Here is a 15,550-nt window from a genome sequence, read left to right as displayed (position 1 = left end):
GGGGCCGGTGGGGGCTCCTCAGATCTCGTCGGAGTGGGCGCCGGTGCCGACGGGTGTCCTACTGGCGGCCAGCCACGAACGGGCGGGGCCGGCGGGTGTTGACGTGTCCACGGTGAGGTGGAGGCGGGTGGCGCCGTCGAGGCCGGGGTAGCTGCGCTGCTCCGCTCCGGCGAAGCGCCCGCGGAGGGCTTCCGCGACCGCGCGGGCGGCCTCGGGCGTGTGGGCGATGATCCGCACCTCGGCGTGTCCGAGCGATGGCAGTGTCCGGGTCTCGATGTACTTCACGTGGGTGTGTTCCCTTCCGGGTGGGTGAGAGGCAGGCGGGCCGGGGCGCCGTGGCGCCCCGGCCGCTTCCCCCGGTCGGAGGAAGACCTGTTCCTCACCGGTCGGCATCCGTGTGGTGGGCTCGACGACCGGTGCCGTCCGGCAGACCGGGAGGTCTCGGCAGCGGGTCGCTGAAGTGGTAGGCCGCGATCCGCGCGTCGTGCTGGGCGTTCAGCAGGTGGATCCAGCGGCTTCCGACGGCGATCGCGAGGATGATCACCGCGATGAGGACGACGGTCTCCACGGGGCTCACCTCCAGCCGTTTCCGGGCAGCGGCAGGGCGGACCGGTCCATGGAGCTCCCGAAGGGGGACATGCAGGCCCCGCCTTCGCCCTCCCAGCCGGCTTCCTGACGCTGGGCGTCGCGGATGCCGCGCCCGATGACGGATTCGTTGGCCATCAGCACGCCCGCGGTGAGGACGCTGCCCGGGATCGCCGCGGCGGCCATCAGCCGGGCCGCGGCTGCGGGCTCGGTCTCGGGCGGGATGACGAGGAGGTCCCAGCGGCCGACGTTGTAGGAGAGCAGGATCAGCTTGTCGGGGTCCTGTTCGGTGAACCAGCCCACGTGCAGCGTGCGCCCGTCGATGGGCACGGTGTGCGGTACGACGGGCCAGCGGGTGGGGTTCACGGTGACGCGGGTGATGCGGCCCCAGGGCCCGTCCAGGGCAGCCAGCAGCACCGGGAGCTCGGCTTCGAGGTCTCGGGAGCGGGGCCACCAGGCGCCGTCCAGCTGGCCGGCGAGGGTGCTCTTCGGGGTGAGGGACAAGCGAGCCGGAAGCTCTGCGGCGAGGTCGCGGGGCGCGGTCCGTTCGAGGGTCGTGGTCATGGTGTGGACCTGCCCCCGGGCTGCCCGTCGGCAGCCCGGTTTTTAGGCTATCGCCGGAAATGGCACCCGCATGAGAGCCGGTGCGCGAAGTACTCCCGGTGCTTTCACTGTACGCCTGTTCGATGGAATGGGACCGGTCTGAGCAGGTGTTTTCCGGCGGGCGGTGGAGCGGGCGGCGGGAGTACCGTGAAAGGACGGCGGGCGTGCGCACGTCGCCCGACGGCACCGGTGCCGACCTGCGACGCAGCACGGCCACACCCCGTAGACGGGCGGATCCACATGGCTGACCCCGACACCCCCCACACGCCCCCACTGCTCCTGCCGGACGCCATCCACCAGGCGATCAAACCGGGTACGGCACTGCTGAGGCTGGAGACCACGCGGTCCCGGGAAGGACTCCTGGACGGCGCGTGGTGGCCGCGCACCCGCGAAATCGAAACCGAACTGCCCGCGCTGATCAGCGTGTTGACCGGGCATCTGGGCCCGATCACCCGCGTGGGCGTGGACGCGTCCGCCTGGAACGGCCTCCCGACCCGTCTGGTCATCGACGACCAGGTCGTGCACCTCGACTCCGACCCCGTCGGCGACGACACCGTTCTCGTCACGCGTGGCCCCAACGACCACTTCGCCCTGCTGGTGGTCCCCCCGGACACCACCGCCGACGCCGCCCGCGAAGCCATGGCCCGCGCCGTCCGCGCCGACAACATCACGCAGGCCGCTCAGATCCTCATCGCCACCACACCCGAACCCGAGGACGGCGTTGATGCGGCAGGCTGACCGCGAACCCCCAGCGGCCGACCCGAAGGCGCGGTGCGACCTCGGCGGGCGGCCCGGTCCCCGCGGTCCCCGCAGGCGTCGGGCGGGGTGCCGCAGAGCCCGGCCGGAGTGACTGCGGACCGGCCGGGCTCTGGGCGTGAGCGCGAGTCGTGCGCTGGTCAGAGCCCCTCGTCGTGCAGGTCCTCTTCGCGCAGCAGGTCGTCCTCACGGCGGCGCGAGGTCTCCTCCGGGCCGGGCTTCTGTCCCCTCTCGCGGGACGACTTGCCCGGCTGGGGCTGCGCGGGGTCCCCGGGGCGATGGTGCTCCTGCGCCTCGCGGCCCCTGCCCGGCTCCCGACGCTTGTCCTGCCTACCGTCCATGACGGCAACTCCTCTTGACGAGTGGGGTACGGATCCTCTCGCATCACGCTGACACGCACAGCGGCGGCCCGCATCATGGCCGCGTCCGGGCGAGGCTGAAGGACACGATGGCCCGCGCCGGCCGGTCCTCGGAGAAGGCGGCGATGATCTACCAGCACTCCGGCGATGCCGGCCGTGGCTCTGAGCGCGCCGGCTCGCGCCGGGCCCGAGCGGCCGGGCGCGGCACACGGCCTCGGTCGCTCGCGCCGTGCAGGCACGCGACACCACCGCGCACTGCGCCTGGCAGGCGCAGTCGTCACACCGCAGCCGGCGGATCGGATTCCCGGGCGCTGCGGCGGTACTCGGCGTTGATCCGCTGGGCCTCTTCGAGCTGGTCCTCGAGGATGATGATGCGGCAGGCGGCCTCGATGGGGGTGCCCTGGTCGACGAGCTCCCGGGCGCGGGCGGCGATGCGCAGCTGGTAGCGGGAGTAGCGGCGGTGTCCGCCCGCGGAGCGCAGCGGGGTGATGAGGCGGGCTTCGCCGATGGCGCGGAGGAAGCCCTGGGTGGTGCCGAGCATGGCGGCGGCCCGGCCCATCGTGTAGGCGGGGTAGTCGTCGTCGTCGAGACGATCGTCGAACGAGTCGTGTGCTGTCATCTGCACCTCTCTCTGTGGAACGCGTCGAGGGGCCCTGGTGCCGTACGGCACCAGGGCCCCGAAGGAACTGTTACACCATCTGCCGACCCTAGTACTGCGTCGGCCTTCTGTTGCCGCATGCCCGGCCGAGCTGCTGCCGGGGGTACGGGGATCGCGGTTGCTTGACCGGGGACCACCTCACTGTCGATGTCCTGCGGTACCCGGGCTCAGACTGCTGCCCGGGCGATCCTGATGGCGCTCGGCTCCTCCGTTCTTCCCTTGGTGATCAACTGCTACCCAACGGGGGACTTCGTACTGCCGGTACTGCTCTCCTGCGCACTGCGACTACGTGTACTGCGGGTCCTGCTGCCCGGCAGTTCGTCTCTGCCGGACCCTGCTGTCTCCCTGGGTTACGAGAGAAACCATAACCGCGCCAGCATCCAATGTCTACTTTAGCCGCGATAGATTTTCGCGTGTTCGACGGTGAGGTAATCGTATTCGAACGGCGACGGAACAGAGAGTCAGGCCGGGGACGCCGGTGAGGCGGCCGGCACGGAACGCGGCCTGCCGACAGCGGTCCCGGTCGTGGGTCCTGCTCCTGCCGGGGACGGAACGGCGGCCGGCCAGGCTGGTGTGGCCGGACTCCGCGGGGCAGGCTGGGAAGTGCACCGGTCGGTGTACCGCTGTGAGGAAGGAGGCCGGGGATGATCCAGAGCGCGGATATCCGTGAGTGGCGGACCCACGACGTCGTCGACGCCGGCGGCCACAAGATCGGCACGCTGGAGGCCGTCTACGTGGACACCACCACCGACGAGCCGGCCATGGCCACCGTCCAGGTCGGGCTGCCCACCCGCCACCGCCTGGTCTTCGTCCCGCTGAACGGCGCGATCGTGGGACCGGCCTACGTCAAGGTCGACTACGACCGGTCACTGGTGAAAAGGTGCCCGGCGATCGGGACGGACGACGTTCTGCCCGCCGAGGACGAGGCCGCGGTGTTCGCCCACTACGGCCTGCCCTACCAGCCCGGCGCGAAGGGCGAGCGGCAGCTCGCCCGCCGCTGACCGGCCCATCGAGGAGGTGCCTTACGGCATGACGCTCTTCTTGATCCTCGTCATCGTGGCGATCGTGCTGGGCCTCATCGGCGCCGTCGCCGAAGGGCTGCTCTACCTGCTGATCATCGGCATCGTGGTGTTCGCCGCCGCCCTGGTGTACCTGGTCGTACACATCCGGCGCTCCTCTGGCCGGCATCACCGCACACTGCGCTGAGACCTCCCTTGCGGACCCGGGGGCGCACCTCCGGCGTCCAGGCGTCCAGGCGGGCGGCGGGCCGGCGGTGTGGCCGAGTGCGGTTCCCGCCCGGTAGCGCGACCGTCCGAGCGGGCGGCACGGCCGGTGAATAGAATCCGCTTCCATGTCGAAGCCTGACGAACTGCTCGTTGCCGTCGCCGCCTTGGTGGAGTCCGGGCAGAGCAATCAGATGTCCCTGACCGTGGTCATCGGTGGTGCTGTCATCACCGGCCGGCTGGCTCCCGAGGCCGTGTGGAGGCAGCGGGTGTCAGAGGTCCTGACGGACTCGGCCCGATTGGGCGAGTTCTCCGCGGTCTTCACCACCATCACACGCGGGGAGGGGCCGCCCACGCATCTGCACTTCCATGTGGCCCGCATCCTCCAGGGCACGGTGGGGATCCCGGAGACGGGTGGGATGTACCGCGTCTCGATCGAGGACGTCAGCGCCTGGACGGTGGGCGACTTCAGCTACTCCGACCACTGACGAACCGCCGCGTGGAGGAGACCGTCGATGCGCGGGAGGGCCCGGCCGGCATGTGCCGGTCGGGCCCGCTTGCCGTGCCCGTTCCGACTCTCGCCGGGAGGATCTCGCGCAGACGGACCCGGTCCGTGTACGCGTCGCTGTCACGGACGGCGGCGAGCTGGGCCTGGGTGACCAGTCCGGTGCACACGCCGTCGTTGTCACAGACGAGTAGATGTTCCGCGTGGGCACTGGTCATGACGGACAGGGCCACTTCGACCGTCATGTCGTCCCAGACCCGTGGTCCGGCGGCCTTCATGGCGTCGTGCACCGTCCGGTGCGCGGGGTCGGCGCCCGCCGAGCGGGGCTGCATCTGGACCAGCGTCAAAGGTGCCTCCTGTAGAGATGGGTCAGCTTAAGGAATGCTCGCAGCGGAAGAGCAGCGCGGGAATCACGAGAACGGGCCGAATGCAATGCGAAAGCGAACCTTGCCCGCGGAATCCGTGCGGGCGTGTTCGGCTCTGTGGTATCCAAATCCCTGAAGGTTTGGATACCGCAGGTGAACCGCTGCGGAAATGGATGCAGCTGGGGCCCGCACCCCGAGGGATGCGGGCCCCAGCTACAAAACCCGGCATATATAGCGCTCCCATGCGGTTCGGAGGCCGCACGGGAGCGCTTGAAGTTTTTGGGTGCCAAAACTGCAACCGAGATCGACAGTAGCACGCCGCAGTGGTTTGTGCGCGTAAATAAATCCACCTTGCGCGTGGCGCTGAAAACCCTCCCCGCGGGGTCCCTGAAATTCTCAGACCGCGGGCACAGATATTGGTTCACCCCGAGTGCGGCGCGGGAACCGAACCCGCGCCATAAGCTTCGGAATCCCCGGTGCCCGGGTTCGTCATGGGTCGTTGACCTGCGGAGACGCACCTCTCGTGGATGCTTTCGGGCCTCCGGGAGGCCCTCTGCTGAACGCTGTTCACCGACCTGACTGGCACGTAGTGGCACGCCCGGCCGGCGGGCGTGGTTCTCCTCACCCGCCGCGGGCGGGCCGGGCGGACCGCACTGAGCGGAACGTGGTGGGCGCGTCGCCTTCATGCTCACCAGTGGCTTCCGCTTCTTCTTGGGGGGCGGGGGACCGCGCCGTCAGCGCGGGCGAGCCGTCGATGTCCTCGGTACCGGGCCCGTACCGGCCTGCGCGAGGTCTCAGCCGTCTGCTGAAGGCCTTGGCTGCAGGGCGTTCGATGAAGCGGTGCACCAGCCAAGAGGTCGTGAGCAGGACTGACAGCAGAGCGCCGAGCAGAACCCAGGGCGGCATCAGGTTGTGGAGGAGCCGGATGGCCTCCCAGCCGGGCTTCTCGTGCAGCAGGTACAGCGGGAAGGTGAGTGAGCCGGCCTTGACGAGCCAGCGTCGGTCGAGGGGCGGGGTTCGTTTCAGGGCCAGGCCCAGCACGGTCAAATAGAAGGCGGTCACCACGGTGAGGGCGACGGGCAGGGACAGGGGGCTCTTGACCGATCCTTCGGCCGAGGTCACCAGCAGGCGCAGCCGGTCCTGGGCGAGCAGCCAGGAAGCGCAGAGCAGCAACGAGGTCGCCGGGGTCGGCCCGCCGCGGTGCATCAGTACGCCCGCGGTGAAGAACGGGGCGGCACTCGGCATGGCCGTCGAGGTGAGCAGAGGGATGCCGCAGTGCGGTGCGAGCGCGGCCATCAGGAGCCACAGGGCGCAGAAGGCGAGGACCCGCCGGTAGGTGAGTCCTACCGCGCAGACGATGGAGAAGAGCAGGTAGAAGCGCAGCTCGGCCCAGAGGGTCCAGTAGGAGGGGTCGATGTTGCGTACACCCAACGGCTCTTGGAGCATCGTCAGGTTCGTCAGGATCCGGGTGGTGGTGAATCCCGTGTTCCCGTCGCGGGTGAAGAACAGCACCACTGTCGTGAACAGCACGGCGAACCAGTAGGCGGGGTACAGGCGGATCAGCCGTGACACCGCGAAGTCGCCGACGCTCCTGCCCCAGCACGACATGCAGATCACGAATCCGCTGATCAGGAAGAAGAGTTCGACGCCGAGCCAGCCGTACGAGGCGATCGGCTGGAACGTGGGGAAGGCCTCGGCGGTGGCGACACCCCATCTGTGTGAGGACCAGTTGTCGAACGCGCAGAAGTGGAAGGCGGTGACCATGAGCGCCGCGACGAGGCGGAGTCCGTCGAGAGAGCAGAGCCGGCCGTTGCGGGTGGAGCCGGCCGGGCGGGCTGGGGGCGGCGGGGCCGCGCCGTCCTCCGGGCGGTCGAGAGCGCGTTGACTGATCGCGGATCCGGGTTCTGTTGAGCGGGGGCATTCCCTGGAAGCGGGCAACGGCGGGCTGCTGGGCAACCGTTGCGACGGTCGGCCCGATGGGCGGTGACTGCGGATTCCTTGTGGCCGTCGATGCCTCCCGGACGGAAGTGCTGCGTGTGCCCGTCAGTTGCCGGGGATGAGTCTGGCCGCTGTCGACCGGGTTCGCGGTATCGCTGCGGCCGTCCGGGTGAGTCAAGGCGGGGCGGTCTGCCATGGCCCACGCCGGCGGGTGCCGTCGTGGCCGCGGCCCACAAGGCCCAGGTCGCTGACCTGGGCCTTCTCTCAAGAGCGGATGACGGGAATCGAACCCGCGCCACAAGCTTGGGGGCACGGCCCTGGCCGTACGGCCATAGCGTCGTCTCACGTGCGCCGAAACCGCCAAGTTGATCACCTGGCGGTGTTCCCGCCACCGGCCGCACCCGTTGTCGGCCGCCGGTGGCAGCGGCTCCAGCACGGCCCGCTCACCGTCGGTCAGGTCACCCCGGCTGATCGCGTCCCGACCGACGAGTCACCTGCCGGGCTGCGACTATGCCCCGGCCTTCCTCATCAGCCCCACCAGGCTGGAGAAGCTGTCCGCCGCGTGCCCGGCGTCCATGCCGCGCCGGAACAGGGCGACTACGGCGGCCGGCAGCGCTGTGTCGACGCCCGCGTCGGCGTTGGTGTGCAGAACGTGTTCGACGCTTGCCATGCCCATGGCCAGCCGGTCCACATCGCCGCTGTGGTCGTCGGCGTCGATGCGCTCGGCGTAGAAGGAGAGGAAGCCCGGCATATCGGTCATGGTCGCGGTGGCGTGCGGCAGGACGTCCGCCGCAGTGAGGCCGTTGGCGTCGGCGAGGGCGATGACCTGCCAGTAACTGAGCATGGACGTCCAGAACATGACCATGCCCATCTGGTACATGAGCGCGGCCAGGCCGGGATCCTCGCCCCGGTAGTCCGTGCCGGTCAGGACTTCGAGGGTGGGCCGGTGCGCCTCGAAGGCCTGGCGCGGCCCGCTGTAGAAGGTGGACGACGCCGGCTGTCCGATGCCGGAAGGCGGGACGGTGACGCCACCGGTGAGGTGGACCCCGCCGTGCTCGGACACCCACCGTGCCCCGGCGCGGGTCTTCTCCGGGGTGTCGGAGCTGAGATTGACGAGCACGCGGCCGGTCAGGGCGTGGGACGCCGGTTCAAGCACGGCGTACATCGCGTCGTAGTCGGTGAGGCTCAGGACGACCAGCTCGTTGGCCGCCAAGGCGTCTTCGACGTTCGTCATGAGTACGGCGCCGCGGGCAACGAGGGCATCGGCGCGGGACGCGGTGCGGTTCCAGACGGTGACGGGGTGGCCGTTGTCGAGCAAGGCGTGGACCATCGCCTGCCCCATGGGGCCCAGTCCGATGACGGTCACGGGCTGCTTGCTGCTCATTGGGAAGACCTCCGCGGTACGTGTTCACGAGGATGCGACTAAAACGAGCGCTCTAACTAGAGCGTGGAGGCAATGTAGCACGGCTCTAAAACGAACGTTCTAGCCAGTAGGGTGTGCACATGGGACAGACCGGCACCCGGGACCGCATCGTCATCGCCGCAGCGCGCCTCCTGCAGCGCCAGGGCTATGTCGGCACGGGCATCAAACAGATCGCCAAGGAGGCGGAGGCCACACTGGGCTCCGTCTACCACTTCTTCCCGGGCGGCAAGGAGGCCGTTGCGGTCGCCGCCATCAAGTACGGCAGCCACGAGTTCGCGGCGGTCCTCCGCGAGGCCCTGGACAGCGAAGAGGACCCGGGTGCGGCCGTGGAGGTCTGCGCTCGGGAGCTCGCCGAAGCGCTGCGTGAGTCGGGCTGGACCGACGGCTGCCCGGTCACAGCGGCGGCACTGGAAACCTTGGGCGGCGAGTCCGAGATCCAGCAGGCATGCGCCGACGCGCTGCGCAGCTGGGAGCAGATGGTCACGGACAAACTCCTGCGTTCCGGCTTCCAGGCCCGCGACGCCAGGGAGTTGGCGACCACCGTCATCAGCGCCCTGGAAGGCGCCGAAGTGACGGCCCAGGTCAACCGCAGCGAGGAACCGCTCCAGGTGACGGGCCGACAACTGGCCCGCTTGATCGGTTCCTATGGAGCGCCCCGCCCGTAAGGACCACTTGTGATCGAGGGGGGCAGGACCAGGCCGCCCTGCCGCCCGCGTCTGCCGCAGCCGGTGCCGGAGGTCCCGGATACGGTTGCCGGGTGAACGGATCGAATGCACCAGCCGGCGTACCCGCCCACCCCGGCGCGTTGCTGCCTCTCCTGGGTACCGACGAGGAGGTCGTCGCCTTCTTTGCCGGGGTCGCGGACCTCGACGCGACGGACCCGGCCGACCACCTGCTGGAGGACGGGGTGCGGCTCGCCTCCGGGGCCCGGCTGGAGCAGTTCGCGCGGGCGGGCTCGGGGGACGCGTTCTGCTTCGTCGGCGAGGGCGGCGAGGAACGCCCAGTGGTGTACATCAGCCTCGATGGTGAGGCCGGACCGCTCGCTCTCGGACTGCCGGAGTTGGTGCGGCTGTGTCTGGTCGCACCCTGGTGGCGGGATGCTCCCGGACGGACGGTCTCCGAACTCCAGGCAGTCGCCGACGAGTACCGGGAAGACAGGCCCGACCTCGACCGGCGACGGGACCGTGCGGCCCGGGCGCTCGGTCTCGATCCGGCCGGACTGCCGTCCGAGGCGGTGGCCCTGGCCCGGCTCGTAGAGCTCTCCCGGGGACCGGTCGCCGCGTCCTGCCTCGTCGTCGGGTACGAGGGCGATCCGCTCGATCCCCTGTTCGGCGCCGCCCCCGGCCGACCCTGACTGCCCGGCCATCCGGGCCCGGACCGGTGTCGGGTCGGCCAGTCGTCCGCGGCCCGGACCGCAGCCGGCCGGCCAGTGGCGAGCGGTCGAAGGCCAGTGAGATCGGTCAAAGTGCATTGGGAGACGGGTCATCCACGGATTGCGGGTCGGTCTGTACGTCAGCGAGCAGGTGCAGGCCTGGTCTCGCCCGACGATGTCAAGCGCGCGGCGACCGTGGGCTGCTCCAGTGGCCCCAGAGCCCTCTGATCGGCCCGCCGGACAGGGACCGTGCCCCGCGCGCAGCCCCATTCCTCACGTCCAGCCACGGCAGGATCTCGTCCCGATGGTGCGGTCGGCCAATCCGGGGGGACCATGGAACCCGAAGCGCCCACAGACGCAGGAGCCAGGCCGGGGCCGACGTCAGCGGACGGCCCGCGCGACGCCGGCAGGTGGAAGGAGAGCCTGCGATGAGCGCAGCCGTGGGGCCGCGGGCCAATGCCGGCCCGCCGGAGGAAGGCGCACCGCAGCCGAGCGGGCTGATGGACCTCCTCGGTGTCGCCGCGGTGCTGCTGGATGCCGATGGGCGGATCGTCCTGTGGAGCCCGCAGGCCGAGGACCTCTACGGCTACTCCGCTGAGGAGGCGCTCGGGCAGTACGCGGCGCCCCTGCTCGTCCATGAACAGCACTGGGAACTGATGGGCAAGCTGTTCGCCCATGTCATGGGGACCGGTGAGGGCTGGGCAGGAGCGTTCCCCGTTCGGCACAAGGACGGCGGAACTCGACTGGTCGAGTTCCGCAACATGCGACTGCTGGACGACCGCGGCGACTTCTACGCCCTCGGGCTCGCCGCCGACGGGACGACGTTGCGCGAGCTGGAGCGGGATGTCGCGCTGTCCACGCGGCTGATCTCGCAATCGCCCATCGGGCTGGCGATCCTCGACACCGATCTGCGGTACGTGGCGGTCAACCCGGCACTGGAGCGGATGCACGGCATACCCGTGACGGACCACCTCGGCCGGCACTATCGCGAGATCATGACCGCCGCGAAGTTCGGGGTGCCCGAGGCCGCGATGAGGGAAGTCCTGGAGACCGGGATTCCGATGGTTGACCAGTCCACCATCGTCGGCCACACGCCCGGCGACCCGGATCAGCACGCCTGGTCGATCTCCCTGTACCGGCTGGAGGACCCCCAGGGTCGGATCCTCGGGGTGGCCGACCTTGTGGTCGACGTCACCGACCGCTATCAGGCGGCCATGGAGGCCTCAGAGGCCCGTCGGCGCCTGGCCCTGATCGCCGACGGCTCCGCCCGGATCGGCACCACCCTGGACGTGGAACAGACCGCCCGCGAGCTGGCCGAGGTCATCGTCCCCGAGCTCGCCGACGTCGTCGCGGTCGACGTGCTCGACTCCGTCCTGGGCGAGCACCACCCCAGCCAGGCCCCCCGAGACGGCCCGGCGCTCTTCCGCGCGCTCGCGGTGAAGGCCGCCTACCCCACGGAAGCGGTCCAGGCCGCCGATCCGCCCGGCGAGATCGCCGCCTATGCCGCCGACCGCGTGGCCGCCGAGACCGTACGCACCGGGCAGCCGCAGCTCATCGCCCACGCCGACGACACCGACCTGGCACGCATCGCCCGGGACAGCCGCGCCGCCGCCCTGCTGGCCCGCGCCGGCGTGCACTCCTACCTGTCGGTGCCGCTCATCGCACGCGGCCACGTCCTCGGCTTCCTGGGTCTCACGCGGGCCCGCAACCCGGTGCCCTTCGGTGAGGACGACCTCTCCCTCGCCGCCGAACTGGCCGCCCGCGCCGCCGTGTGCATCGACAACGCCCGCACGCACCAGAGCGTGCGCAACGCCGCCGAGACCCTGCAGCGCAGCCTGCTCCCCAGCCACCCGCCGCACCTCCCCGGTCTGCAGATCGCCTCCCGGTACCGGCCCGCGCAGGCCACGTACGAGATCGGCGGCGACTGGTACGACGTCTTCCCCCTCGACCGCGACAGGACCGCACTCGTCGTGGGCGACGTCATGGGCAGCGGCATCGACGCAGCCGCCGCCATGGGCCGTCTGCGCACTGCCACCAGCGCCTTCGCCGACCTCAACCTCGACCCCGACCAGCTCCTCCAGCACCTCGACAAGATCACCTCGGGGCTGGAGCACTACATCGCCACCTGCGTCTACGCCGTCTACGATCCGCACCGTGCCGAATGCCGCATCGCCAACGCCGGCCACCTGCCGCCCGCCCTCGTACGCAGCGGCAAGCACCCTGAACTCCTCGATCTGCCCACCGGCACCCCGCTCGGGGTCGGCGGAGCGTTCTTCGAGACCACCACCTTCGGCCTCGGCCTCGGCGACCAGCTGGTCCTGTACACCGACGGACTGGTCGAGACCCGCCACCATCCCATCGATCAACGACTCGAAACCCTCCTCGACCTGCTCGACGTCCCTGACGATTCCCTGGAAGAGACCTGCGACCGGCTCCTGCGCGAACTCCGGCGTCCCGATGACCCGGATGACGTCGCCCTGCTCATCTGCCGTACGCAGCCCTTCGCGCTCGGCTCTGATCCCCCGCAGAGCTGAACCCCGAGGCCTGCCAGGGCCTTCGCACCGTCCGATGCGCTCCGGCGCAGCGACCGGAGGACCCGGGCCAGCCAGTCCGCGGGTATCTGCACCATGAAGTCGGTAGCCCGGCCGCGGAACCCCGCCCGTGAATGTGCGAACTATTCGTCAGTTGCGGGAGCTGCAAGTGGTGCGCGGAAGGCCCTCTGGGCAGGGCATTCCTGAGAGTTGGGGCGCGTGGAGGGCGCGGAAGGGGCATCGCGACCAAGTAGCCCGCGCGAACCGGCGAGCCCCCCGGGAGGCACCCCTCCCGCCGCCCGGGGGGCTCTACCCGCTACCGCACCTCACCCGGCCACGCCGCCGAGGGAGCAAGCCGAATGAGCCACCCCTTCCTGCCCGTCAGCGATCTCACGCTCGCGGCCACCCCAAGCGCTGCCTACTGGGCCCGCTGCCACACCGCCGACGTACTCAGACACTGGCAGTTCCCCGCTGAAGGCACCGAGGTGGCCCGCCTCCTCGTCTCGGAGCTCACCACCAACGCGATCCGCCACACACGCCAACCGGAGCGGCCAGACACAACAGCCCCCGACCCAGCTGCCCTCAGCACGATGACCGGCGTGCTCTGCGAGCACTTCCTGTGCGAGTACCTGGCAGGGGGAGGCTGCCAACGCCGACGCCGCGGAGAACGCGGACGTCATGTGGGTTCCGAAAAACTCAGTCACTCGGTTCATCCCCGTCGATACGATCTTCCCACCCATCCTGGCCGTCCTGGAGGAGCAGACGTGACGCGGCAGAACGCTGACGAGCGACCGGGTATCGCCGCGGCCATCGTGGTGCACGAGGGCCGCGTGCTCATGGTGCGGCGACGGGTCAGCGAGGGCCAGCTCTCCTGGCAGTTCCCGGCCGGCGAGGTCGAGTCCGGCGAAGGCCGGGAGGACGCGGCCGTGCGCGAGACCCACGAGGAGACCGGCCTGACCGTGAAAGCGGTGAAGGTGCTCGGTGAGCGTGTCCACCCGGCCACCGGTCGGCTGATGTCGTACACCGCCTGCCAGGTGATCGGCGGCGACGCGCACGTCGTGGACACCGACGAGCTGGCCGAGCTCGCGTGGGTCGCTCACGCCGAGATCCCGCAGTACGTCCCGTACGGCCTGTTCGAGCCCGTGCAACAGCACCTCGACGCGGCCCTGGACCGCCGGCGAAGGCCGCAGAGCGCAATGATCGAACGGGTTCGCGCCGTCCTCGTCACCGCTGACGACACGATGCTGGTCATCCGCCGCACCAAGCCGGGAATCCCCGAGTACTGGGTGCTTCCTGGTGGTGGCGTCGAAGCCAGCGACGAGTCCAGAGAAGCCGCCCTCCACCGGGAGATCCACGAGGAGATCGCGGGGAAGGCCGACATCGTCCGCCTCCTCCACACGACGGAGTCGGACGAGGAGCGGCAGCTCTTCTACCTCGCCCGCGTCAAGACGTGGTCGTTCGAGGACCGCACCGGCCCCGAGTTCAGCGCCGAGGGCCGGGGCGCGTACGCGCTGGAGGAGGTCCCGCTGACCTTGGAGGGGCTCGACGGCATCGACCTCAAGCCCGAGGAGATCGTCCACGTCCTGAGGGGTGCCATCAGGTCCGGGACCCTCGCCCCATCCAGTCACTGAACGAACCAGGCGTTCTTTCGGGGAACACGGACTTGGGCCCCTGGAGGGACATGGCCGTGGTCAGTGATGGCGGCGGCCAGCGGGCTACCGCCCGATTCGGCGAGCGCTTGCGCCGGGGTGCGGACTTGTCCCCGGCTGCGGCGGGTGCCCGGCGACAGCGGGCGGCCCGGCCCGGCTGGGGCCGGGCGTATGTTCGTGCCCTCCCCGTCGGCATCCGGTCGTGCCGCTCGGGCGAGGTGATCCTCACAAGGGGCGCGACAGAAAACTGACGCCCTTTTAGGGAAGTTATGGCCCGCGAAGGGCGCGCGGGCCCAGATGGGTCTAGACAACAAACAAGCCCCAGGTCTGTGACCTGGGGCTTTGTCGTGGAGCGGATGACGGGAATCGAACCCGCGCTACAAGCTTGGGAACCACTCGGCACTTGGGCCTTCGCATGGCATCTGACCTGCGGGAATGCCGGTTCACGACCGCGTCTCGTCGTTCCCTCGAACCCTTTGCCGTCCGCTGGTGACCGCCTCTACCGGCACGTTGTGGCACGCGCTTGTCAGTGGCGCGAGCGCGGGGGAGGTCCCAGAGTGCGTGTGATCCAGTGCACATCGCCGGGAGCGATGACTTCGCCTCTTGCCGTCGGTCATACAAGCGAAGCCACCGACGGAAAGAAGGCCCGCCATGCCCCACACGCTGACCGCCCCGCACGACATCGTCCCCAGCGCGCCCGCACCGCGCCCGGCGGCGCGGTGGGCGGTGACCGGCGGCATGGTGGCGGGCCCGCTGTTCCTGGCGGTTGGACTCGCCCAGGGCTTTGCGCGGGACGGCTTCGACTTCACCCGTAACGCGATCAGCCAGCTCGCCCTTGGCGAGGCGGGCTGGGTCCAGACGGTGAACTTCCTGCTCGCCGGCGCGCTGTTGATCGCTGGCGCGGCCGGACTGCGACGGGTGCTGCGCGGCGGACCGGGTGGGACCTGGGGCCCGGTCCTGGTCGGCGTCTTCGCCGTCTCCTTCTGGGTCGCCGCGGTCTTCCCGGCCGACGCCGGGGCGGGCTTTCCCGTCGGCGCGCCCGACGCGACCGTGATGAGTGGGCACGGCGCCGTCCACATGTTCGGCGGGATGGTCGGCTACCTCGCCCTGTGCGCGGCGTTCGTCGTCCTGGCCCGTCCGCTGGCCGCCCGGGGCCTGCGGGGCTGGGGCGTCGCCTCCCGCGTCGTGCCGGTGGTCGTCCTCGCGGGGTTCATGGCCTCGGCCGTCTCCGTCCTGGCTTTCACCGCCGGCGCGGGACTCGGCCTGCTGTGGCTGACCGGGGTGACGGCCCGGCTGGCCGGCACCCCGGCGAACCGCTAGCGGACCGCCTCTCCCGCAGGCGCCATCGACACCACCAAGATCATTCCGATACGAAACGGGGGACACTCATGGCCGCCGCAGTGAAGGGTCCTGCCAGCTACTTCCCGTCTATCGAGAAGAAGTACGGCCGTCCGATCGCCGAGATGAAGCACATGGAGCTCGTCAACTGGCTCAAGTCCGAGCACGGCCTGGGCCACGGTCACGCCAACGCCCTCGTCGCCCATACCCTCGCCGAGAACAACGGTCAGTGAACGCGATCGTGG

The 15,550-nt window shown here is 70.1% G+C and carries 18 protein-coding genes and 2 pseudogenes; 12 read left to right on the top strand and 8 right to left on the bottom strand.

Annotated features, from left to right (window positions below):
• Positions 1–18 precede the first annotated feature (18 nt).
• The 3 genes from ACZ597_RS06520 to ACZ597_RS06510 form a co-directional block, all read right to left on the bottom strand.
• Positions 19–285: a hypothetical protein gene (locus ACZ597_RS06520; protein ID WP_471325764.1), complete on the bottom strand. Its 267-nt coding sequence runs from the start codon at positions 283–285 to the stop codon at positions 19–21.
• Between the two features lie 94 nt (positions 286–379).
• The gene (locus ACZ597_RS06515; protein ID WP_471325761.1) at positions 380–568 is read right to left on the bottom strand and encodes a hypothetical protein; all 189 of its coding nucleotides are present in this window, start codon (positions 566–568) and stop codon (positions 380–382) included.
• A gap of 5 nt (positions 569–573) precedes the next feature.
• A complete protein-coding gene (locus ACZ597_RS06510) occupies positions 574–1,149 on the bottom strand; it encodes a DUF5994 family protein (RefSeq protein WP_471325759.1) in 576 nt (191 codons plus the stop codon).
• A 279-nt stretch (positions 1,150–1,428) separates the two neighbouring features.
• Between ACZ597_RS06510 and ACZ597_RS06505 the strand changes: the two genes are divergently transcribed.
• Positions 1,429–1,926, top strand: a complete 498-nt coding sequence (locus ACZ597_RS06505; RefSeq protein WP_471325757.1) for a DUF5994 family protein — start codon at positions 1,429–1,431, stop codon at positions 1,924–1,926.
• Between the two features lie 158 nt (positions 1,927–2,084).
• On the opposite strand, the gene ACZ597_RS06500 is transcribed toward ACZ597_RS06505, so the two are convergent.
• Positions 2,085–2,285, bottom strand: coding sequence for a hypothetical protein (locus tag ACZ597_RS06500; protein WP_471325754.1), 201 nt, complete (start codon positions 2,283–2,285; stop codon positions 2,085–2,087).
• 295 nt (positions 2,286–2,580) lie between these two features.
• On the bottom strand, positions 2,581–2,922 hold the full coding sequence (locus ACZ597_RS06495) for a MerR family transcriptional regulator (protein WP_471325752.1): 342 nt from the start codon (positions 2,920–2,922) through the stop codon (positions 2,581–2,583).
• Positions 2,923–3,605: 683 nt separating this feature from the next.
• On the opposite strand from ACZ597_RS06495, the gene ACZ597_RS06490 reads away from it, so the two are divergent.
• The 3 genes from ACZ597_RS06490 to ACZ597_RS06480 all read left to right on the top strand — a co-directional run bounded on the left by ACZ597_RS06490 (position 3,606) and on the right by ACZ597_RS06480 (position 4,672).
• Entirely contained in the window at positions 3,606–3,962 is a 357-nt protein-coding gene (locus tag ACZ597_RS06490; RefSeq protein ID WP_471325749.1) for a PRC-barrel domain-containing protein, read from the top strand.
• 28 nt (positions 3,963–3,990) lie between these two features.
• Positions 3,991–4,167, top strand: coding sequence for a hypothetical protein (locus ACZ597_RS06485; RefSeq protein WP_471325747.1), 177 nt, complete (start codon positions 3,991–3,993; stop codon positions 4,165–4,167).
• Positions 4,168–4,312: 145 nt separating this feature from the next.
• Positions 4,313–4,672: a hypothetical protein gene (locus ACZ597_RS06480; protein ID WP_471325744.1), complete on the top strand. Its 360-nt coding sequence runs from the start codon at positions 4,313–4,315 to the stop codon at positions 4,670–4,672.
• On the opposite strand, the gene ACZ597_RS06475 is transcribed toward ACZ597_RS06480, so the two are convergent.
• The 3 genes from ACZ597_RS06475 to ACZ597_RS06465 form a co-directional block, all read right to left on the bottom strand.
• Complete coding sequence (locus tag ACZ597_RS06475; protein WP_471325741.1) at positions 4,653–5,036, bottom strand: CBS domain-containing protein; 384 nt, start codon at positions 5,034–5,036, stop codon at positions 4,653–4,655. The two genes, ACZ597_RS06480 and ACZ597_RS06475, sit on opposite strands and share 20 nt — an antisense overlap.
• A gap of 639 nt (positions 5,037–5,675) precedes the next feature.
• Positions 5,676–6,944, bottom strand: a complete 1,269-nt coding sequence (locus ACZ597_RS06470; RefSeq protein WP_471326773.1) for an acyltransferase family protein — start codon at positions 6,942–6,944, stop codon at positions 5,676–5,678.
• 556 nt (positions 6,945–7,500) lie between these two features.
• Positions 7,501–8,376: an NAD(P)-dependent oxidoreductase gene (locus tag ACZ597_RS06465; protein WP_471325738.1), complete on the bottom strand. Its 876-nt coding sequence runs from the start codon at positions 8,374–8,376 to the stop codon at positions 7,501–7,503.
• 119 nt (positions 8,377–8,495) lie between these two features.
• On the opposite strand from ACZ597_RS06465, the gene ACZ597_RS06460 reads away from it, so the two are divergent.
• From ACZ597_RS06460 to ACZ597_RS06425, 8 genes and pseudogenes are all read left to right on the top strand, one after another.
• The gene (locus ACZ597_RS06460) at positions 8,496–9,080 is read left to right on the top strand and encodes a TetR/AcrR family transcriptional regulator (protein ID WP_471325735.1); all 585 of its coding nucleotides are present in this window, start codon (positions 8,496–8,498) and stop codon (positions 9,078–9,080) included.
• Positions 9,081–9,172: 92 nt separating this feature from the next.
• A complete protein-coding gene (locus ACZ597_RS06455; protein ID WP_471325732.1) occupies positions 9,173–9,769 on the top strand; it encodes a hypothetical protein in 597 nt (198 codons plus the stop codon).
• A gap of 446 nt (positions 9,770–10,215) precedes the next feature.
• On the top strand, positions 10,216–12,321 hold the full coding sequence (locus ACZ597_RS06450; RefSeq protein WP_471325729.1) for a SpoIIE family protein phosphatase: 2,106 nt from the start codon (positions 10,216–10,218) through the stop codon (positions 12,319–12,321).
• A gap of 578 nt (positions 12,322–12,899) precedes the next feature.
• A pseudogene (locus tag ACZ597_RS06445) lies at positions 12,900–13,086 on the top strand (NUDIX hydrolase); the annotation flags it as partial.
• Positions 13,083–13,487 (top strand): annotated as a pseudogene (locus ACZ597_RS06440) (NUDIX hydrolase); the annotation flags it as partial. The pseudogenes ACZ597_RS06445 and ACZ597_RS06440, both read left to right, overlap by 4 nt.
• 27 nt (positions 13,488–13,514) lie before the next feature.
• Entirely contained in the window at positions 13,515–13,949 is a 435-nt protein-coding gene (locus tag ACZ597_RS06435) for an NUDIX hydrolase (protein ID WP_471326772.1), read from the top strand.
• Positions 13,950–14,618: 669 nt separating this feature from the next.
• Positions 14,619–15,287, top strand: coding sequence for a DUF998 domain-containing protein (locus tag ACZ597_RS06430; RefSeq protein ID WP_471325726.1), 669 nt, complete (start codon positions 14,619–14,621; stop codon positions 15,285–15,287).
• Positions 15,288–15,355: 68 nt separating this feature from the next.
• Positions 15,356–15,538 carry a DUF4287 domain-containing protein gene (locus ACZ597_RS06425; protein WP_471325724.1) on the top strand — a complete coding sequence of 61 codons (183 nt, stop codon included), beginning with the start codon at positions 15,356–15,358 and terminating at the stop codon, positions 15,536–15,538.
• Positions 15,539–15,550: the final 12 nt, after the last annotated feature.

This window comes from Streptomyces sp. NPDC040718 (assembly GCF_055593565.1).
This window is presented reverse-complemented; position numbering and strand designations above follow the sequence as displayed.

What these genes read in the sequence shown, in the direction of transcription:
- ACZ597_RS06505 (WP_471325757.1), top strand. Translation starts at nt 1,429, where the DNA reads ATGGCTGACCCCGACACCCCCCACACGCCCCCACTGCTCCTGCCGGAC.
- ACZ597_RS06510 (WP_471325759.1), bottom strand. Translation starts at nt 1,149, where the DNA reads ATGACCACGACCCTCGAACGGACCGCGCCCCGCGACCTCGCCGCAGAG.
- ACZ597_RS06425 (WP_471325724.1), top strand. Translation starts at nt 15,356, where the DNA reads ATGGCCGCCGCAGTGAAGGGTCCTGCCAGCTACTTCCCGTCTATCGAG.
- ACZ597_RS06450 (WP_471325729.1), top strand. Translation starts at nt 10,216, where the DNA reads ATGAGCGCAGCCGTGGGGCCGCGGGCCAATGCCGGCCCGCCGGAGGAA.
- ACZ597_RS06480 (WP_471325744.1), top strand. Translation starts at nt 4,313, where the DNA reads ATGTCGAAGCCTGACGAACTGCTCGTTGCCGTCGCCGCCTTGGTGGAG.
- ACZ597_RS06485 (WP_471325747.1), top strand. Translation starts at nt 3,991, where the DNA reads ATGACGCTCTTCTTGATCCTCGTCATCGTGGCGATCGTGCTGGGCCTC.
- ACZ597_RS06435 (WP_471326772.1), top strand. Translation starts at nt 13,515, where the DNA reads ATGATCGAACGGGTTCGCGCCGTCCTCGTCACCGCTGACGACACGATG.
- ACZ597_RS06500 (WP_471325754.1), bottom strand. Translation starts at nt 2,285, where the DNA reads ATGGACGGTAGGCAGGACAAGCGTCGGGAGCCGGGCAGGGGCCGCGAG.
- ACZ597_RS06490 (WP_471325749.1), top strand. Translation starts at nt 3,606, where the DNA reads ATGATCCAGAGCGCGGATATCCGTGAGTGGCGGACCCACGACGTCGTC.
- ACZ597_RS06495 (WP_471325752.1), bottom strand. Translation starts at nt 2,922, where the DNA reads ATGACAGCACACGACTCGTTCGACGATCGTCTCGACGACGACGACTAC.
- ACZ597_RS06430 (WP_471325726.1), top strand. Translation starts at nt 14,619, where the DNA reads ATGCCCCACACGCTGACCGCCCCGCACGACATCGTCCCCAGCGCGCCC.
- ACZ597_RS06460 (WP_471325735.1), top strand. Translation starts at nt 8,496, where the DNA reads ATGGGACAGACCGGCACCCGGGACCGCATCGTCATCGCCGCAGCGCGC.
- ACZ597_RS06465 (WP_471325738.1), bottom strand. Translation starts at nt 8,376, where the DNA reads ATGAGCAGCAAGCAGCCCGTGACCGTCATCGGACTGGGCCCCATGGGG.